Origin of the sequence: Paenibacillus sp. GCM10027630, from assembly GCF_042676305.1 — a bacterium.
In the GTDB taxonomy this organism is placed as follows: Bacteria; Bacillota; Bacilli; order Paenibacillales; family NBRC-103111; genus Paenibacillus_S.
Genome location: NZ_JBHTGY010000036.1, coordinates 207,920 through 226,364, shown reverse-complemented (window position 1 = coordinate 226,364; position 18,445 = coordinate 207,920). Strand labels below are relative to the sequence as shown.

The following is an 18,445-nucleotide window of genomic DNA, read 5'->3' as shown; positions in this document are numbered from 1 at the left end:
TATATAAGCAGCTTAGCATTTTACTGTCCATCCCCACTCATCTTGCACTTTACCGCATTGTATCCCCGTTAAAGTATCGTACAGCTTTTGCGAGCAAGCCCCTGTTATGCCCTGATTAATTACAATATCGCGGCTGTTCCAATACAGCCCGCCAACCGGTGAAATGACGGCTGCCGTTCCAGTGCCGAATACCTCTTCCAATAATCCATTATCGGATGCGCGCATGATTTCATCTATAGATATTTTTCGTTCCGTTACCGGGATGCCCCATTGCCTTAGCAAGTGGATGACACTATTGCGGGTAATCCCCTCCAGAATGCTGCCGTTTAATTCAGGGGTAATCACTTCGCCGTTTATTTTGAAAAAAACATTCATACTCCCTACTTCTTCGATATAGGATCTCTGGATACCGTCAAGCCACAGTACTTGAGAACAGTTATGCTGTTCCTTTGCTTCCATTTGTGCTTTTAAGCTGGATGCATAATTGCCGGGTGTTTTGGCATGACCGGTGCCGCCTTGAACGGCTCTTACATAATGATTATCAACGAAGATGCGTATAGGCTTCAAGCCTTCCTCATAGTAGGCACCCCCCGGAGAAAGAATGATAGCAAACAAATAATGATCGGATGAGCGTACGCCTAGAGCCGCTTCAGTGGCAATTATAAAGGGGCGGATATATAGAGAGGTTCCTTCTGTAGAGGGGATCCAGTCCGCTTCAATGCGGATAAGGGTTTGCAGAGCTTCCACGAAAAAAGCTTCATCAATGGGCGGTATACTTATTCTTTCGCTTGAGAGGTTGATTCGCTGCGCGTTTTTGTCAGGACGAAACAACAGAATTTGATCATCATTTGAACGATAAGCCTTTAATCCCTCGAAAACAGCTTGGCCATAATGAAACACCATAGATGCAGGATCAAGTACAAATGGGCCATAAGGCACAATACGAGGTTCATGCCAGCCTTCAGCTGCGGAATAATCCATCAAAAACATATGGTCGGTAAAATGCTTGCCAAAGCCCAATGATTGTTGGTCTGGCTTCGATTTGAGCTGGTTGCTTAGTTCAATACGTATTGGATTCATGATCAGGTTCCCCCTCAATTGGCAATAAATACATCTCTACTTCCAACTATAAGAGATCACATATCATTGATCAATTATGAATTAGTTCTTATTATTATAGATAACATCGATTATTATAGGGCGAGGTGAACGGGTATGGAGCATCGGCTTTTGGAATATTTTATTGCGGTATGTGAGGAATTGCATTTTACGAGGGCGGCTGAAAAGCTTGGGATCAGTCAATCCACGCTAAGTCATCAAATCCAGCTGCTGGAGCATCGGGTAGGGGCGCCTTTATTTACGAGAATAGGTAAAAAAACTTATAGGTCGGAAGCGGGAGAAATTCTTTTAAAACACAGCCTGAATTTATTTCACGAGCTAGACCAAGCCAAGGCCGCTATAAATGAATTAAGCAGCATGCAGCGGGGAAGATTGCGTATCGGCTGTTCTGGCAACCATCTGCTTACATCGGCGATGATCTCATTTTACAAGCAATTTCCAGGCGTTGAGCTTTCTGTGACAGAGCTGGCTACGGACGAAACTAAGGAAGGGTTATTGACGAATCAACTGGACATTGGCGTTATATTTTTGCCGCTCGAGGACGATCTGCTTGAAAGTATTCCTTTATATAACGAAGAATTACAGTTGGTAGTTTCAGATAGCAGCAGCTTGGCAGAGGCTCGTTTCATTGAAATGAAGGATCTCCAGAGCTACCCGATCATGATGCTTCAGAAAAAGTTCCTGGTTCGTCAAATGATGGACAACTACTGTGCACAGTATGGATTTGTCGTAAAACCAATTCTCGAGTTGTCCACCCTGGATTCATTACTTCAGATGGCTAAAAGCAACATTGGAGGAGCCGTCCTGCCGCGGTCTTATTTAAAAAATATCGAGAGCTTGGGCATCCGGGCTATCCCCATCCAAGACCCGGTGCCTCAAAAATCCGTCGGAATTGTTTATCGAAAAGAGACGTACATGTGTGCTTCGATCCAAACCTTCATCCGCGAATTGATGAGCAGCTTCGAAGTATAGACGATAAGTTAGATTTACAAAAAAAGCTTCATCGCGGCGGGCAGCTCGTTTTGCCAGAAGCCCCATAAATGCTTGCCTGGCTTCTCGAAGTATGTTAACTGACAGTTTCTTGCTTCGAGGAGCTCCCGGGTAAGCCGATTTGCCTCAAGAAAATCGAACGTTCCACGCTCCGTTATTACCTCCTGCTCGTCCAAGCCAATCAGCATATACAGCTCCAGCCAAGATAAATCGGCTTCCCTCGCAATCCGTTCCTGTGTTGATTGTAAAAATGCCCCTGATAAGGATATAACTTTGCCAAATAGGTCACGATAATCTAAGGCGAGATGTAAGGATAGGGTACCTCCCAATGAATCCCCCGCCAAAATGCGCTCCGATTGGGAAGTACGTACCGGGTATTTTTGCTCGACGAACGGCAGTAGCTCCTGAGTGAAAAATCGACAATAATCGTCAAAAAGCGCACCTTCAGGGGCATATTCGGATGTACGAACGTCTGTTATCGTATCGACGCAAACAATAATTGCGGGCTCAACGCCTTCATCGTAAACCAAACGGTTCATATGAGTGGCGATTCTGCCGAAATTTATGAACTGCTCTCCGTCCTGACAATAAATAACAGGGTAGGAGATAAGTTCCTGATAGCCCGGCGGTAATGAGATACGTACTGTGCGGTGTTCACTTAAAATGCTGGACGGAACGAGCTCCTTGACAATGTTTCGTTTGTAATAGAACGAGTCATCCATAGGGTTGTCCTCCTGTTGTATTATAATAGTTTGCTGAAATTTAATCATCTGTATTATATGTTTTTTGAAACTGTTATATAGCGTATTCTTGAAAAAGATCATATAATTCAGGAGGGTAGTTGTTTTATTACGGAAAACAGGTTTATAATACTACTATAACAGAAACTCCAGTTTCAAGGCACGAAAATCTATCGTTGAGGTGAATGTACATGAGTAAGCCATACGAAGTGGCCGTATCTGAGGTGCTTCCTTTATCCGTTTTAGCACCTGATGGTACCATTGTAAATGAAAATGAAATGCCGAAATTGACTGACGATCAATTGAAAGAATTGATGAGACGCATGGTATTTACGCGCACATGGGATCAACGTGCTGTTAACTTGACCCGTCAAGGACGTCTTGGTTTCTATGCTCCGGTTTCCGGACAAGAAGCGACAATGATCGGCAGCGAGTTCGCTTTAAATAAAGATGATTTTATCTGTCCAGGCTATCGGGATATGCCGCAAATCGTATGGCATGGTCTTCCGATGTATCAAGCTTTCCTATATTCACGCGGCCATCAGCATGGCGGACAAATTCCGGCCGATGCGCATGTTCTTATGCCGCAAATCATTATTGGAGCACAAATTTTACACGCGATGGGCGTTTCCATGGCATTTAAAAAACGCGGCGAAAAGCGTGTGGCGATTACGTACACGGGTGACGGAGGCTCCTCTGAGGGCGATTTCTATGAAGGCATGAACTTTGCGGGAGCGTTCAAGCTGCCAACGATTTTTGTCGTTCAAAATAACGGTTATGCGATCACAACTCCTTTCTCCAAGCAAACTGCGGCAGCATCGGTAGCTCACAAAGCAGTAGCTGCTGGTATTAAAGGTGTTCAAGTAGATGGAATGGACGTGCTTGCTGTAGTGAAAGCTGTTCAAGATGCTGCTGAACGCGGCCGTAACGGTGAAGGTGCAACGCTGATCGAAGCTATCACTTACCGCTTCCTGCCTCACTCCATGTCCGGTGATGATCCGTCCAAATATCGTACTAAGGAAGAAACGGCTGATTGGGAATCAACAAGAGATCCTTTGAACCGTTTCCGTATTTACTTGACAGCTAAAGGTCTTTGGACTGAAGAAGATGAAAATAAAGCTGTGGAAGACGCAAAAAATACAGTTGCCGAAGAAATTAAAAAAGCAGAGCAAACGGAAAAAATGACGATTCCAGGCTTGATTGATAGCATGTTTGAAACTACACCGCATCATTTGGAAGAGCAAAAAGCGGATTATATCGGTTAAAGAGGAGGAAGCAGACCATGGCACAAATGACAATGATTCAAGCGATTAAGGACGCAATGCGCGTAGAGCTGCAGCGCGATCCTAACGTTGTAATATTCGGGGAAGATGTAGGTAAAGTCGGCGGTGTATTCCGTGCAACGGAAGGACTGCAAGCTGAGTTCGGAGAAGATCGCGTATTTGATACGCCTCTGGCAGAATCCGCAATCGGCGGTTTGGCAGTAGGTATGGGGATTCAAGGCTTTCGTCCGATTGCCGAGATTCAATTCGTTGGTTTTATCTATGAGGCTTTGGATCAAATTGCCATCCAGGCAGCACGTATGCGCTACCGTTCCGGCGGCCGCTACAATGCGCCAATTACATTCAGAACACCTTTTGGCGGCGGTGTAAAAGCAGCTGAGCTTCACACAGATCCGTTGGAAGGCTTGCTTACACAAACGCCTGGTATCAAGGTAGTTGTTCCTTCCAATCCTTATGATGCAAAAGGCTTGTTGATTTCTGCAATCCGTGATAACGATCCTGTATTTTTCATGGAGCATTTGAATTTGTACCGTTCTTTCCGCGCCGAAGTGCCGGAAGGCGAATACACCGTGCCTATCGGCAAAGCGAACGTAGTTCGCGAAGGCTCAGACGTTACCATTATTACTTACGGTGCTATGGTTCATACGTCCTTAAAGGCTGCTGAAGAAATCGAAAAAGCTCGCGGAGCCAAAGTCGAAGTTATCGATCTTCGTACCTTGATGCCGCTTGATATCGACACTATCGTTGAATCCATTAAGAAAACGAACCGTGCAATTGTTGTACAAGAAGCGCAAAAATCTTCAGGTATCGCTGCTGAAGTTATCGCTCAAATTAATGAGAAAGCGATCCTTCACCTGGAAGCTCCAGTGCTTCGTGTAACACCGCCGGACACTGTATATGCTTTTGCTCAAATTGAAGACCAATGGCTGCCTAACCCGGCTCGTATCGTAGCTGGTTTAAATAAAGTTTTGGATTTCTAGAAGTTCGATGATCAACTGTAGCTGCGAGTGCGGATCATTCTTCCGATCCCTCTTGCCCCCCGATTTTTCTGAATAATTACCGTTTAGCGGTAAAAAATCCGGGGACAAAGGGGAACGCTGACGCTTCTCCAGAATGATTCCACCCTCTCCGCTTTTTAATCACCGAACTTCTAGGTGAGGTAGTAATAAAGAGGTGCTGAGGTACATGGCACCTTGCATGGTTAATAAATACTAATAGGCTTGCAGATACACATGCAAGCCTGCTCTATATATCCCAAGCGTATCGGGATTGTGATTTTTGGAGATTGTAGGTATGGTCACCGCATAGTTAGTGCAGGTGGAGGCAAATACGACCGACCGGAGAGTTAACGCGCCGCCTTTGAAAACAGGTTTCTTCATTGAGATGTCTTAAAGAATAAGGAAACCTGGTTTCAAGAGCGGCCGGAGGCGGTTGTATTTGTCGGAACCGGAACGGTTGCTTTTGCGACTGTCCTATCTATTGACCCAAACCAACAACTCCCGCGTACGCCATACTTAGGAGGTTGCAAATCGTGGCGGTATTCGAATATAAATTCCCTGAGCTTGGCGAAGGAATTCACGAAGGTGAGATCGTCAAGTGGCTTGTAAAGCCGGGAGACGTGGTCAATGATGAGACGATCATCATGGAAGTGCAGAATGACAAGTCCACAGTAGAAGTGCCATCCCCGGTAGCTGGCAAAATCGTCGATATCAAAGTTGGCGAAGGCACAGTTTGTACGATCGGCGATTTAATCGCCACAATCGAAGTTGAAGGCGAAATGCCTCAGCAAGCGAGCCACGGACACAGCGAAAGTGCCCCTTCGGCACCAGCTGCTCCTGCTGCTGAGCCGGAAGCTGAGTGTGCGGTTGGCGGAGCTATCGCGGCGAACGTCGCGAACTCGCAGCTGGACACACCGCTGGCTAGCGCAGCCCCTGCGGCAGCACCAACAGCGGGAGCATCCGCTGGCAAGGCTTTGGCTACGCCAAGCGTGCGCAAGCTCGCGCGCGAGAAAGGCTTGAACATCGCACAAGTCACACCTAGCGGGCCTAATGGCCGCGTGACGAAGGAAGATGTTCTTGCTTTTGCGGCAGGCGGCGGCGTGCCTGCGGCGGCACCTGCAGCTGCAAGCGAAGCGCCAGCAGCTGGAGCGGCTGCTGCAGCACCGGCAGCAGCAGTGCAAGGCGAACGCGTCGAAGAACGCGTTCCATTGAAAGGCATTCGCAAAGCAATCGCGAATGCAATGGTCAAATCCGTGTACACGGCTCCGCACGTGACATTGATGGACGAAGTCGACGTCACACAGCTCGTCGCCTTGCGCGGAAGAGCGAAAGCAGCGGCAGAAAAGAAAGGCGTCAAGCTGACTTACTTGCCATTTATTGTTAAGGCATTGGTTGCCGCAGCGCGTCAATTCCCGGCAATGAATGCAATGATCGATGAAGAGAAAAACGAGATCGTCTACAAAAAATATTACAACATCGGAATCGCTACGGACACGGATAACGGCTTGATCGTTCCGGTTATCCATGACGCGGACCGCAAAAATATTTGGTCTATCGCTGAATCCATCAAAGATTTGGCAACACGCGGTCGCGACGGTAAGCTGGCTCCTGCGGAAATGAAAGGCGGCACACTGTCAATCACTAACATTGGTTCCGCTGGCGGTATGTTCTTTACACCGGTTATTAACTTCCCTGAAGTATCGATCCTGGGAACAGGCCGTATCACTGAAAAGCCGGTTGTGAAAAATGGTGAGATCGTTATCGCTCCAGTTATGGCATTGTCCTTAAGCTTTGATCACCGTATTATTGACGGCGCAACAGCTCAAAACTTCTTGAACTACATTAAGCAGCTGTTGGCTGATCCAGAGCTTCTAATTATGGAGGTGTAAGATATGGTAGTAGGAGATGCTTCCGTTGAAATAGACGTATTAGTCATCGGTGCGGGTCCTGGCGGTTATGTGGCGGCTATTCGTGCTTCACAGCTAGGCAAAAGCGTACTGGTTATCGATAAATCCGAGGTTGGGGGCGTATGCTTGAACCGTGGCTGCATCCCTTCCAAGGCATTAATCAACGCAGCCCATCAGTATGAAGCTGCTACCCATAATAATTCCATTGGGATCACAGCTGAGAACGTGAAGGTTGATTTTAACAAGGTCCAAGAATGGAAATCAGGTATTGTAAAGAAGATGACCGGCGGTGTCGGTCAACTGCTTAAAGGCAATAAAATTCAAGTGTTTAATGGTGAAGCTTTGTTCATCAATGATCATGAAGCAAGAGTATTTAACGATAATGAAACAGCTCGGTACCGTTTCAACCATTGCATTATCGCTACGGGCTCTCGTCCAATTGAGTTAAAAACCTTCCCGTTCGGAGGCCGTATTTTGTCCTCTACGGAAGCTCTTGATCTTAAGGAAATTCCTGAGAGCATGGTTGTCATCGGCGGCGGTTATATTGGTATCGAGCTGGGGCAAACTTATTCCAAGCTGGGTACGAAAGTAACGGTGCTGGAAGGCTCTGATTCTGTACTTCCTGGCTTTGAGAAAGAGCTGTCAACCTTGGTAGGACGCAACTTGAAAAAAGGCGGCGTTGAAGTATTCACCGAAGCGCTGGCTCAAGGCTGTGAACAAACGGATAAAGATGTTACCGTAACCTTCACAGTAAAAGGCGAAGAACAAAAAGTTACCGCTCAATATGTACTGGTAACAGTTGGACGTCGTCCTAATACAGATGGAGATCTGTCGCTTGAATTAGCAGGTGTTGAAATCGGTGAGCGTGGGTTTATCAAGGTAAATGAGCAGTGCCAAACGAACGTGCCGCATATTTATGCAATTGGTGATATCGTTGCAGGCTTGGCATTGGCTCATAAAGCCAGCTACGAAGGCAAGATCGCGGCAGAAGCCATTGCTGGACTTCCAAGCGTAGTAGACTACAAATGCATCCCTGCCGTTGTTTTCTCCGATCCGGAGATTGCAAGCGTAGGCTTGAACGAAACCGAAGCCAAAGAGAAGGGAATCAACCTTTCTGTCGGTAAATTCCCTTATGGCGTTAATGGCCGCGCTTTGACGATGAACCTTTCTGAAGGCTTCGTGAAGCTGATTGGCGATAAAGATTCCGGATTGCTGCTTGGTGCACAGGTTGTTGGAGCGGAAGCATCGAACCTGATCGCTGAGATGGCACTGGCTATCGAATTAGGCGCAACTGTTGAGGATATTGCATTAACGATTCACGCACATCCTACATTAGGTGAAATTACTATGGATGCTGCTGAAGTGGCATTGGGCCATCCGATTCATGTGTTGGGCCGCAAATAATAGTAGCAAAATCAAAAAAAAGCTTGGGACACATGATTGTGTCTCAAGCTTTTTTTAGTTAACTGAATATATAGCGGAAAAGCTTTACTGTATTTTTCCCGCCAGGCAGTCTCATAAACAATACAGAACGGTGACGGTTTTTTTTCTGCGGTCTGTCCATGAACTGTCCCAACGTCATGGAAGTCACTGATTTTTTAGTCATCGGGTTCACCTCTTAATTAGTTATTTATAATTGTATGCTCCAGTGAATTTGTCCTATGATTATTTTGACCAATTTATTCCTTAATATGCTAAAATAAGTATTTGAGAAGATTTCATATAGGTAAAAGGATGGGTGCAAATTTGAAAGTTTATAAAATTATGCCAAAGCTTATGATGGCTGTTATTTTGCTATCAGCATTAAGCCATATCGATGAACCAAGGGTGGCTGCGCTTGATAAGAGCTCTTTCACCGATTTACCGGAGAGCCATTGGAGCTTCAAGGCTGTTCAAGAAATGTATGGGAAAAAGATTGTAGACGGTTATCCGGATGGAACCTTTCGTCCCAATCAGACGCTGACTCGAGCGGAATTTGCAGCGTTGTTGTATAAAACAGCCCAACTGAACGAAAAGAAGGTGGACTCCGCAGCAGTGTTTAAAGATGTGGATTCCTCTGCCTGGTACAAGCCCTATGCAGATGCGTTGAAAGGGATGTTTGTACAAAATTCGTTAAAGAGCGAAACGGACGTCTTTAATCCTGATGCACCTGCTTTGCGGGAGGATGTGGCGGCTGCCATTGTACGATTACGAGGTTGGGCTGGAGGAAAGCCGGCAGATTTGCAGTCCAAATTCAATGATTTTAACAGTATATCGGAAGGCGCGGTGCAAGATCTGGCTACCGCGGTTGAGCGGGGCATTATCTCTGGTTACGAGGATGGAACAATCCGCGGTAAAGCCGCTTTGACAAGAGCGGAAGCAACTGTCGTATTAACAAAGGCATTTTCAGAAGAGATGTCTTCATCGACGGAACAGGAGCCGGCTAAGAAATCGGAGGCCGCAGCCCAAATCCCTGAGGCTCCAATCAAGACCCAACCGCTGAATCCAAAACCGATATATGCAATTGTTGATTTGCTGGCTGAAGATGTGGGTATAACGTATACGGGTTCCTATACTTCAGGTCGCAGTGTACTGGATAAACTCCCCATAAGCAATTTGACAGTCGATTCTGAAGGGAAAATTTATTTTGTAGAAACGACTAATCGTTTTTCAGTAAGTCATTTTGCTATAAAACGGCAAAACGATGATGCACAGCTTGCCTCAACCGTAGAGACTGTGAATGATTCTATGATAGCCTCATTATCAGGTCCCATATTTGATAAGATTAGAGGGCAAAAGAACATTACTAAATATGATCTTACCCCAATAAAGATACTCGATTCAGTCAACAGCTCGGATAAGCAATTCATAGTGAACTGGATTAACGGGAATTTTTGGTCTTTATTTTCTTTTTCAGACAAGAAGATCCCTCTTGTGAACACGGTAAAAGGCACCACGATGACAACGCAAGATTTTATTATTCAGCACCCGAATGGAGACTATCTCTTTAGTGATATAACGAATAGAAATATACAACGAATAAAACCTGGAGATGGTGAAAATGAGCAGATAGCAGCGTTTGCCTTTAGCGGGAAGCCCTTGACTGCACTTGTACAAGGAGAACTGTTATACATATTGGATCCAGGTTTAAAATCCATCATTAAAGTAGATCTTCAATCAAGAAAATTAGTCGAAAAGATAGGTGTTCAAACAGATAACATCGTTTCTGCTACTACTAAAGATAACCAATTTTATATTTCTACAGGTAAAAGTCTGTTTTCGGTTGAATTAACCGGTCGAATCGAGCCATTTTTGGAGGAAAGGCAGTTAGTTTATAATGATTTAAGTTTAAATAATATTTATTACAGGAATCATAATGAACAACGGGAAATTTTGGAGATCAGTGAATTTGCCTTTGAACCAACAGGTAATATTGTTTTTCTGGATAAGCAATCGTCGAACTTTATGCGTAGACTAAAACTTGTTAAGAATCAAACGATTGAACCCAAGCCTCTTCCTGTACTTCAAACAGGTTCTAAATTAGCTAAACCCAAAGTGGATTTCATTAACCAAGATATCGGAATTCAAAAAGATGAGCAAGGAAATATGATATTAAGCATGGTATCGAATGATCAAGGTAATCTATATGCTATAGAAAAAAAACTACCGGTTAATCATCTGCTACTGTGGTATCAAGAGTCGTCTACATGGGCATCAGATTTGAATTCCTTTTTTGGTATGAGATTTGACTATTATGATGACCATCAGAAGCAGCTTAAACCTAGAATGATCACCTACACTGGAGGGCTGCATTTTGATGGGAGAGGCAAGGGGATATACAGAACGGCATGGAGTCAGGATCTGAATATTGCTTCCATAAACTTAATTTCTCCAGAAGCAATAACCGTTGGTTATATGGCAGATAAAGGCCCAATTACTGAAAAAGATTTCATTGCTTTTAATGGCACAGGTCAAATGGTTGTGAGTGATGTAACCCAGGGAGAGCTGTGGTTTATTGATCGGGATCGCAAGGGTTATAAGCTTTTACCGTCTGAGGTAGGTCTAGAAATACGCTATTCAGGGAAATCTACAGCGGCTCTCTGGTATGATCAAAAGTTAAGTGTATTGGATACAGGCAATAAAACATTAACGCAAGTGAAAATAAATGATCACCAGTATGCTGCACAAACAGCAGATTTAAAAATCGAAGGCACGATTGATGCGGTCAGCACCCATGAAGATAAATTTTATGTGATGTCGGGGACTGTGCTTTATTGTATTGAAACCAATGGGAGCATTAGTTGGACAGAAGACTTAGCGGGTTATCTGAGGGAGCGTAAGCCCATTCACAAGATGAGTATGGATTCGAATGGACGGCTGATGCTGCTCGATGAAAGAGGCAATTTACAAAGAGTACAGCTCTATGAAGCCAAAAAATAAAACAAAAAGGAAGCCTGCGGAAATCCGTAAGCTTCCTTTTTCTATGTGATTATACCAAGTGTATAACTTTATGAGCCGGAAAAGCAATTATTTAAGCATTTGAAATACTTGCTCAACATCCTTGTCCCCACGTCCGGATAAATTGATGATAATAATCTGATCCTTACTCATTGTCGGAGCGAGCTTCTTAGCGTGGGCCACGGCATGAGCACTTTCAAGGGCAGGTATAATTCCTTCAACACGGGATAGCTCCTGGAATGCTTCCAAAACCTCTTGATTTGTAACGGTTACGTATTCGGCGCGGCCGGATACTTTTAAGAAGCTGTGCTCTGGGCCAATACCGGGATAATCCAAGCCTGCAGCTATCGAATAGGTAGGCTTTGGATTTCCGTTCTCATCAAGCAATACCAAACATTTGAATCCATGAATGATACCAGGTACACCTTCATTTAATGTGGGAGCCTGGTCGGGTTCAACCCCAATCAGTCGAACGGAAGGTTCTTCGATGTAGTGAGCAAATGAGCCTATTGCGTTGCTTCCGCCGCCTACGCATGCTAACACAGCATCGGGGAGACGTCCTTCCTTCTCCAATATTTGACGTTTGGACTCTTCACTTACGATGGATTGGAAATGCTTGACCATGGTTGGGAATGGGTGAGGTCCCACAGCAGAGCCTAATAAGTAAAAGGTGCTTTTATAATTTTGAATAAGATCGTTGAGAGCTTCGTCAACTGCGTCTTTTAATCGGGCTTGTCCTTTGGTGACAGGAATTACGGTAGCCCCGAGCAGCTCCATACGGAATACATTCAATGCCTGACGACGTGTATCCTCCGCCCCCATATAAATGACACATTCCATATCGAACATAGCGCATGCAGTTGCAGTAGCTACACCATGCTGTCCCGCGCCTGTTTCTGCGATGACTCTCTTGGCTCCCATACGTTTGGCAAGCAGAATCTGGCCTACGACATTATTGATCTTGTGTGCTCCAGTATGATTGAGATCCTCACGCTTTAAATAAATTTTAGCCCCATCCCATTTGGCCGTCAATTGCTGGGCATAGGTTAACGGATTTTCACGACCCACATATTCCTTTAAATAATATCGATATTCTTCATTAAATTCAGGGTCATCTTTATATTTATTGAATTGTGCAGCTAAATAGTCTAGCACCTCTTGCAGTTCCGGAGGAACAAAGCTGCCGCCAAACTCTCCGAAATATCCTTCCTGAGACAATTCTTTACTCAAATTGATTCAACCTCCATCTTAAATTTGTGAAGTATGCACTATCTAATAGCTATTATAGCAAAAAAAATGGTGTGAATTGTCAAAATTTCTTTAGACAGAGTAGAAGGATTCGTTATATTCTATAATAAGGTTGTAATAGAATAAATAGCTGAAAATGCATAAAAATACATTTATGGGTCGGTGGGGTCGTTGAGCAAATCAAGTCGGTTGAGGACTGTTTTAGTAAGTGGATTGCTTTTGGTAGCATGGTGTGGAACAGCTAGTGCAGAAACAGCCGCTGTAGAAAAAAGATCGTTTCCGGATCTTACGGAATCGCATTGGAGCTATGAAGCCGTTCAAAAAATGGCTGCCAAACAAATTATCGAAGGCTATCAGGATGGAACCTTTCAGCCTTCACGGACCTTAACAAGAGCTGAATTTGCTTCGCTGCTGTACAAAGCGGCTCAATTAAGTGGAACAGATTCGAGTGCATCATCTGTCTCTGTATTTCGTGATGTAGATAAAGCTGCCTGGTACAAGCCTTTTGCAGAAGCTCTTAAAAATGTATTTGTACAGAATCAAGCGCAGTCAGAACCGGGTTTGTTTGCTCCAGACTCACCCGCATTGCGCGAAGATGTAGCAGCAGCTATTGTACGCATCAAGAAGTGGAGCAGTAGCGAACAGATGCAATTGAAAGATCGGTTTAAGGATGTTGATTCAGTTGCACCCAGCGCTTTTCGAGATTTGGAAATCGCCGTTGAAAAAGGAATCCTTTCGGGCTTCGAGGATGGCACAGTACGCGCCAAATCTGCTCTCACGAGAGCTGAAGCGGCGGTAATGCTGGCAAAAGCTTTCCCTCAGGATGCTCCACTACCGGCAGCAGATGCTCCGTCGAAGACGGATTCTCAAGCGCAGTCTGCAGCAGATACTTTGACTCATAAGGGAGCTATAAAGCCTCTCTATGCAATCGTTGATACGCTTGCAGATGATATAGCCGTTACTTATAGTAAAGATAGTGGGTCATCTAACTCAAAAGGGACAAGAATCAATCATGAATTTAATGATCTGAAACTAGATGCTCAGAATAACATCTATTTTATCCAAACTGAATATTACAGAGGGACTCCGATGCCCACCGTTCGCAGTCTGGACAAAAATGGGGGGGCCATAAGCACTTTTAAGTTTTCGGACACATTTAATATTTCTGGTACTGACAAGGTCAATGCTAATACGAAGGAACAGAAACCGTTTGTGGATGGTATGGTTCCTGTCAAGCTATTGCTATCATCTAATCAAAAGGATTTGCAGCTTGCAGCTAACTGGAATGTTCCTGATTTTGTATCCATTCAATCTCTTACTGGTTCAACTGGCAAGCTGGTGGCGCAAGCGGATAAAGGAAGTTCGATTGCAGCGCAAGATTTTATCATTCAACTTCAAGATGGGGATTATATCTTCAGTAACAGCAAGAAAGGCTACATAGGTAGATTTGGTTCTAATGGACCCAAAGTGGATTGGACAATAAATATTGCTTTCAGTGGAAAGCCGCTAACTGCTCTTGTGAAAGATTCAGGACTTTATATTCTGGACCAAGGCACTATGGTTCTTATGAAAATTGATATGAATACAAAACAAATAATTTCCAAAGTTTTTGTAAAAGCGGACAATATTAAATTTGCAACGGTTAGAGAGGATAGATTTTATATTTCTCAAGGAAAAAGCATTTCGACGTTAGATCAGGAAGGAAAGCTGGAGCCATTTATTGATGATGGGAATCAGTTTGTCTATAACGGATTAAAACTAATGTATCCAGTAGCCCTTGACCCAGTGTCATTATATAGCATAAAGGAGTTCACTTCTTTTACTTTCGATTCTTCAGGGAACTTGATCTTTTATGATGAAGAACTGAGAAATATTCGCAGATTGAGGTTTATAACGAATGAAGACTTCAAGTACGTACCGCTCCCAAGCATTATTCCTGTTGGTCCCAAACTAAAGGTTCCGGAAGCGGAAATATTAATCAAGCATGGACTTTACAATGAAAAGACTAGTGGCCGAATTCAACAACTCATAACGGATGAACATGGAAATATATGGATTAAAACGGAAGATCAAATGATTAAGATATGGAGTTACGACACAAAAGCATGGAAGGACTTGAGTCCTTACCCGACATTCGTGTATGAGGATGAGAAACAACCCCCGACCCTAGTGAAAACCGCAGATAATCCAGATGGAATTTATTTTGACGAGAGAAATAATTATGTATTGACTTCTAGCTGGAGCAAGGATATAAGATTAGCCATAATTAATCAAATCGTACCTGATATATTGGCTGTAGGCTTTATGAAGGATCGAGAGGCGCTGACCGAGCATGACTTCGTTGTTTCCGATGGAAGAGGACATATGGCGGTAAGTGATGTTAAGCAAGGCAATCTCTGGATCATCGGTCGGGATAGGCAGGGTGTACTGGCTTCTCCGTCAGAGGTTGGGAACCATATCCGCTTCTCAGGCGGAGCGACTGCTGCTATATGGGACTCCAACAAACTGACCATCCTTGATGTAGGCAGCAAGCAGTTAACTCAAGTGGAGTTGAATTCAACCCAATACAAGTCCTCTGTAAAGGCGTTGTCAATCCCTGATGCAATTGATTCAATTTGTGCGTATGGCGAGAAGTTTTATGTGATTTCGGGAAAGACATTATACCACATTGATGTTAATGGAAACATTTTATTGAAAGAAGATCTGTTTATGCATATAAAGGATAAGACACGAATCGTCAAAATGAGCATGGAATCCAACGGTCGTCTGGTCGTTATAGACAAGGATGGAGCTATTCAAAGAATTCAATTTTACGGGAAATGAAATATCTGGAGGAGATGAGCTTCTTTACGCGGGTCTAAGCTTACCGAGAACACTTCAAGGAAACTTCCAAAGTTTGCTGGTTCGGCTCCAGATAGTATAAGATAAAGGTATCCTCAGGGAAAATTCTCTAAGGGTACCTTTTTAAATGACTTCCTTCAGGCTCATGTGCTTGTATAATGCCTGTTGAATTTCGAATGCTAAGGTTAAAGGAGGATCAAGATGGATTTTACTTCGATTGTCTTATTATCTTTAATTGCTCCGGTGTTCATTTTGATCATTTATATTATGACTAAAACAATTATAAAGAACAAAATTCCGGACAGTCGATATAACCCGTTTGATTACATAACAGGGCAAACAAATGTTCAATTTCAGGAGCAAAAGGAAGAAAAAGAAGAAGAAGACGAGCATGGCGATGACAAAGATAAGAACGTTAAGAAAGCATAAGCCTATAGCCCCTCACGGAGTGCTAGGCTTTTTTATTTTACCTGGAGCCATCCTTATTAATGAATGTTTAACAAATATTTCCTTGAATATTGTAAAAAAACTATTGCAATATAATTTATTAAGATGTACGATACAAATAATAAAACGCTTACAATTCCATTTATTACTTATTAAACCGGTTTAAAAGAAGATGAGTTGCACTGTAAGTCTACACCAAATGTTCTTTCTTTAGAGAAAGATTAAGAGTAAACTTTTCTTTTATCAATTTTATTAAACCGGTTTAATAAAATGTGATTTCAGCCAACAAAAAAGGCAGAAGCAATAAATATTGAAGTTTATTAAACCGGTTTAATGCGTTGCGTTAGGAGGTGAGGTAACAGTAAATTTTTATAAGTATTTTCCGAATAAGAATTGAAGCATGTTATATCTATATGGAGGGGATTAGTTTGAAAAAAAATGGGTTGCTTTGTTTGATGATTCTGATCCTAGTCATAATCTTGTCAGCATGTGAAAGTGATCCAACGGCAAAAACAACTGTAGAAGTGAAGCCGACTCCCACACCTGTTGTTCCACAAAAAATTGAAGCTTTTAAAGAAGCTCCAATGTTAACAAAGCTTGTCAGTGCAGGAACTTTAAAAGCTGTGACTGAACGTATGCCAGTTAAGGAAGATATCATGGTCGAAAAGGTTGTAGAGGAGATAGGCAAATTCGGCGGTGATTGGAAAATGCCGTGGGGAGGTCCTAATGACCGTTGGGCTGTTGGCCAACCAACAGAGGAAGCGCTTTTCCGATTCAACAAGGATGGAAGTACAATTGAACCGAATGTAGCGAAAGGCTATGACGTTAATAAAGATTCAACTGAATTCACCATTTACTTAAGGAAAGGCATGAAATGGTCAGATGGGATGCCTTTCACAGCCGATGATGTTCTTTTTTATTGGGAGTATATGCTTACGAAAGAAACCTTCGGCAAAAAAATCTATGATGCCTACTACTCCATTGATCCTGTGACTGGAGAAAAAGCTTTAGCTACGGTTACTAAAATTGATGATTATAGCTTTAAGGTCGTACATAAATATCCAAGCGTGCAGTTTTTGGAGCGTGTCGCCATTGACAACAAGTGGTTCCATGCGCCTGCGCATTTCCAAAAAACGATTCTGCCTGAGTTTATAGGTAATGATAAAGCTCTTGAGGTTGCTAAAAAATGGGGCTTTGAAGATGTGAAATCTTTCTTGGTTGCAACAGGCTATTACTATTGGGTATATCCGCAAATTCCAACTGTAAGAGCTTGGGTAGCTAAAAACGACCCTAATAGCGACCAATTTATTATGGAGCGCAATCCTTATTTCTGGAAAGTCGATGCTGAAGGAAATCAGCTTCCTTACATGGATCGTATAGTAGCTACCAAGGTTCAAGATCCTGCACAAAGAATTCTTGGCACATTAGCGGGAGATTATAACTTGCTGGATTTTGACTTTAAAGATTTCACAGTACTGAAGGAAAATGAGAAAAAAGCGAATTTCCGGGTACTCCCTTGGACTACTCCAACCTGGTCAAGCGCGGGTCTGCAATTCAATCAGACCATTCCGGATCCTAATCTGCGCAAGCTGTTTCAGGATATTAAATTTAGAGAAGCATTGTCGGTTGCTGTAGACCGTAAAGAAATTTCGGAGATTGCGACGAACGGATTAGGTGCTCCCCAGCAGGCTTCTGTACCTGAAGGCTTGGTTGGATATCAAAAAGGCTGGGCAGATCAGTGGAGTAAATTCGATAAAAACCGTGCGAATCAGCTTTTGGATGAGCTGGGTTTGACCAAACGCGATAAAAATAATTTCCGTTTAAACGCAGACGGTTCGGATTTAACCATTACCATTATTGAAGGCAGCACCAGCACCGCAGCTTTCTTGGAATTAATTAAAAAGTACTATGAGGGCGTCGGTATTAAAGTTGACCTGAAGGTTGTGGATCAAGGTACCCACCAAGAGTTAAAATACTCGAATAAAATCCCGGCAACTACCGAGAATATTTCTGTAGTCAATGTTGCCTTCCGCCCTGATACGCTTGTTCCTTTAAGAGTCATTACCCCATGGTATGGACATTATGGATTGTATTCGTCTTCAAATGGCAAAGAAGGGGTTAAACCCGAAGGGGATGTAGCCTTGATCCTTGACTACTGGAATAAAGTAAAAGCTTCTGCAAGTAAAGAAGAAATAAATAAATGGAGCAATGAGATTATTAAGCTTCATCAAAAAAATCAGTGGATTATTGGTTATGCAGGCCCGACACCTCGTCTTGTAATTGCATCAAACAAGGTGGGCAATGTGCCTAAGGATTTGGTGTATGCGGATGAATTCCGCAGCCTTGGACATGGGCATCCTTCACAATTTTTTATCAAGCCGTAAGTAGTTTTGAATCATAATGAGGGGAATTTAAATTCCCCTCTATGGGGTTAA

Annotated in this window: 13 protein-coding genes; 9 read left to right on the top strand and 4 right to left on the bottom strand. The window is 43.4% G+C overall.

Annotated elements, in window-relative coordinates:
- Positions 1 to 12: 12 nt before the first annotated feature.
- Positions 13 to 1,086: a branched-chain amino acid aminotransferase gene (locus tag ACFQ0C_RS17920; RefSeq protein WP_379368591.1), complete on the bottom strand. Its 1,074-nt coding sequence runs from the start codon at positions 1,084 to 1,086 to the stop codon at positions 13 to 15.
- A gap of 129 nt (positions 1,087 to 1,215) precedes the next feature.
- Here ACFQ0C_RS17920 and ACFQ0C_RS17915 point away from each other — a divergent pair, with 129 nt between their 5' ends.
- Entirely contained in the window at positions 1,216 to 2,091 is an 876-nt protein-coding gene (locus ACFQ0C_RS17915) for a LysR family transcriptional regulator (RefSeq protein WP_379368417.1), read from the top strand.
- Positions 2,092 to 2,105: 14 nt separating this feature from the next.
- Here ACFQ0C_RS17915 and ACFQ0C_RS17910 read toward each other — a convergent pair whose 3' ends face one another.
- Positions 2,106 to 2,831, bottom strand: coding sequence for an alpha/beta hydrolase (locus ACFQ0C_RS17910; RefSeq protein WP_379368416.1), 726 nt, complete (start codon positions 2,829 to 2,831; stop codon positions 2,106 to 2,108).
- A gap of 209 nt (positions 2,832 to 3,040) precedes the next feature.
- Here ACFQ0C_RS17910 and pdhA point away from each other — a divergent pair, with 209 nt between their 5' ends.
- From pdhA to lpdA, 4 genes are all read left to right on the top strand, one after another.
- Positions 3,041 to 4,114, top strand: coding sequence for a pyruvate dehydrogenase (acetyl-transferring) E1 component subunit alpha (gene pdhA, locus ACFQ0C_RS17905; RefSeq protein WP_258215708.1), 1,074 nt, complete (start codon positions 3,041 to 3,043; stop codon positions 4,112 to 4,114).
- Between the two features lie 17 nt (positions 4,115 to 4,131).
- Positions 4,132 to 5,112 (top strand): alpha-ketoacid dehydrogenase subunit beta, encoded by a 981-nt coding sequence (locus ACFQ0C_RS17900; RefSeq protein WP_379368415.1) that lies wholly within the window; start codon positions 4,132 to 4,134, stop codon positions 5,110 to 5,112.
- A gap of 551 nt (positions 5,113 to 5,663) precedes the next feature.
- Complete coding sequence (locus ACFQ0C_RS17895; protein ID WP_379368414.1) at positions 5,664 to 7,019, top strand: dihydrolipoamide acetyltransferase family protein; 1,356 nt, start codon at positions 5,664 to 5,666, stop codon at positions 7,017 to 7,019.
- Positions 7,020 to 7,022: 3 nt separating this feature from the next.
- A complete protein-coding gene (gene lpdA / locus ACFQ0C_RS17890) occupies positions 7,023 to 8,441 on the top strand; it encodes a dihydrolipoyl dehydrogenase (RefSeq protein WP_379368413.1) in 1,419 nt (472 codons plus the stop codon).
- 58 nt (positions 8,442 to 8,499) lie between these two features.
- Here lpdA and ACFQ0C_RS17885 read toward each other — a convergent pair whose 3' ends face one another.
- Positions 8,500 to 8,643 (bottom strand): hypothetical protein, encoded by a 144-nt coding sequence (locus tag ACFQ0C_RS17885; RefSeq protein WP_379368412.1) that lies wholly within the window; start codon positions 8,641 to 8,643, stop codon positions 8,500 to 8,502.
- Positions 8,644 to 8,783: 140 nt separating this feature from the next.
- Between ACFQ0C_RS17885 and ACFQ0C_RS17880 the strand changes: the two genes are divergently transcribed.
- Positions 8,784 to 11,456: an S-layer homology domain-containing protein gene (locus ACFQ0C_RS17880; protein ID WP_379368411.1), complete on the top strand. Its 2,673-nt coding sequence runs from the start codon at positions 8,784 to 8,786 to the stop codon at positions 11,454 to 11,456.
- Between the two features lie 87 nt (positions 11,457 to 11,543).
- Here ACFQ0C_RS17880 and trpB read toward each other — a convergent pair whose 3' ends face one another.
- Entirely contained in the window at positions 11,544 to 12,704 is a 1,161-nt protein-coding gene (gene trpB / locus ACFQ0C_RS17875) for a tryptophan synthase subunit beta (protein WP_379368410.1), read from the bottom strand.
- Between the two features lie 237 nt (positions 12,705 to 12,941).
- Here trpB and ACFQ0C_RS17870 point away from each other — a divergent pair, with 237 nt between their 5' ends.
- The 3 genes from ACFQ0C_RS17870 to ACFQ0C_RS17860 all read left to right on the top strand — a co-directional run bounded on the left by ACFQ0C_RS17870 (position 12,942) and on the right by ACFQ0C_RS17860 (position 18,394).
- Complete coding sequence (locus ACFQ0C_RS17870) at positions 12,942 to 15,545, top strand: S-layer homology domain-containing protein (RefSeq protein WP_379368409.1); 2,604 nt, start codon at positions 12,942 to 12,944, stop codon at positions 15,543 to 15,545.
- A 219-nt stretch (positions 15,546 to 15,764) separates the two neighbouring features.
- Positions 15,765 to 15,992 (top strand): DUF3951 domain-containing protein, encoded by a 228-nt coding sequence (locus ACFQ0C_RS17865; RefSeq protein ID WP_379368408.1) that lies wholly within the window; start codon positions 15,765 to 15,767, stop codon positions 15,990 to 15,992.
- A 446-nt stretch (positions 15,993 to 16,438) separates the two neighbouring features.
- Entirely contained in the window at positions 16,439 to 18,394 is a 1,956-nt protein-coding gene (locus ACFQ0C_RS17860; RefSeq protein ID WP_379368407.1) for an ABC transporter substrate-binding protein, read from the top strand.
- Positions 18,395 to 18,445 lie beyond the last annotated feature (51 nt).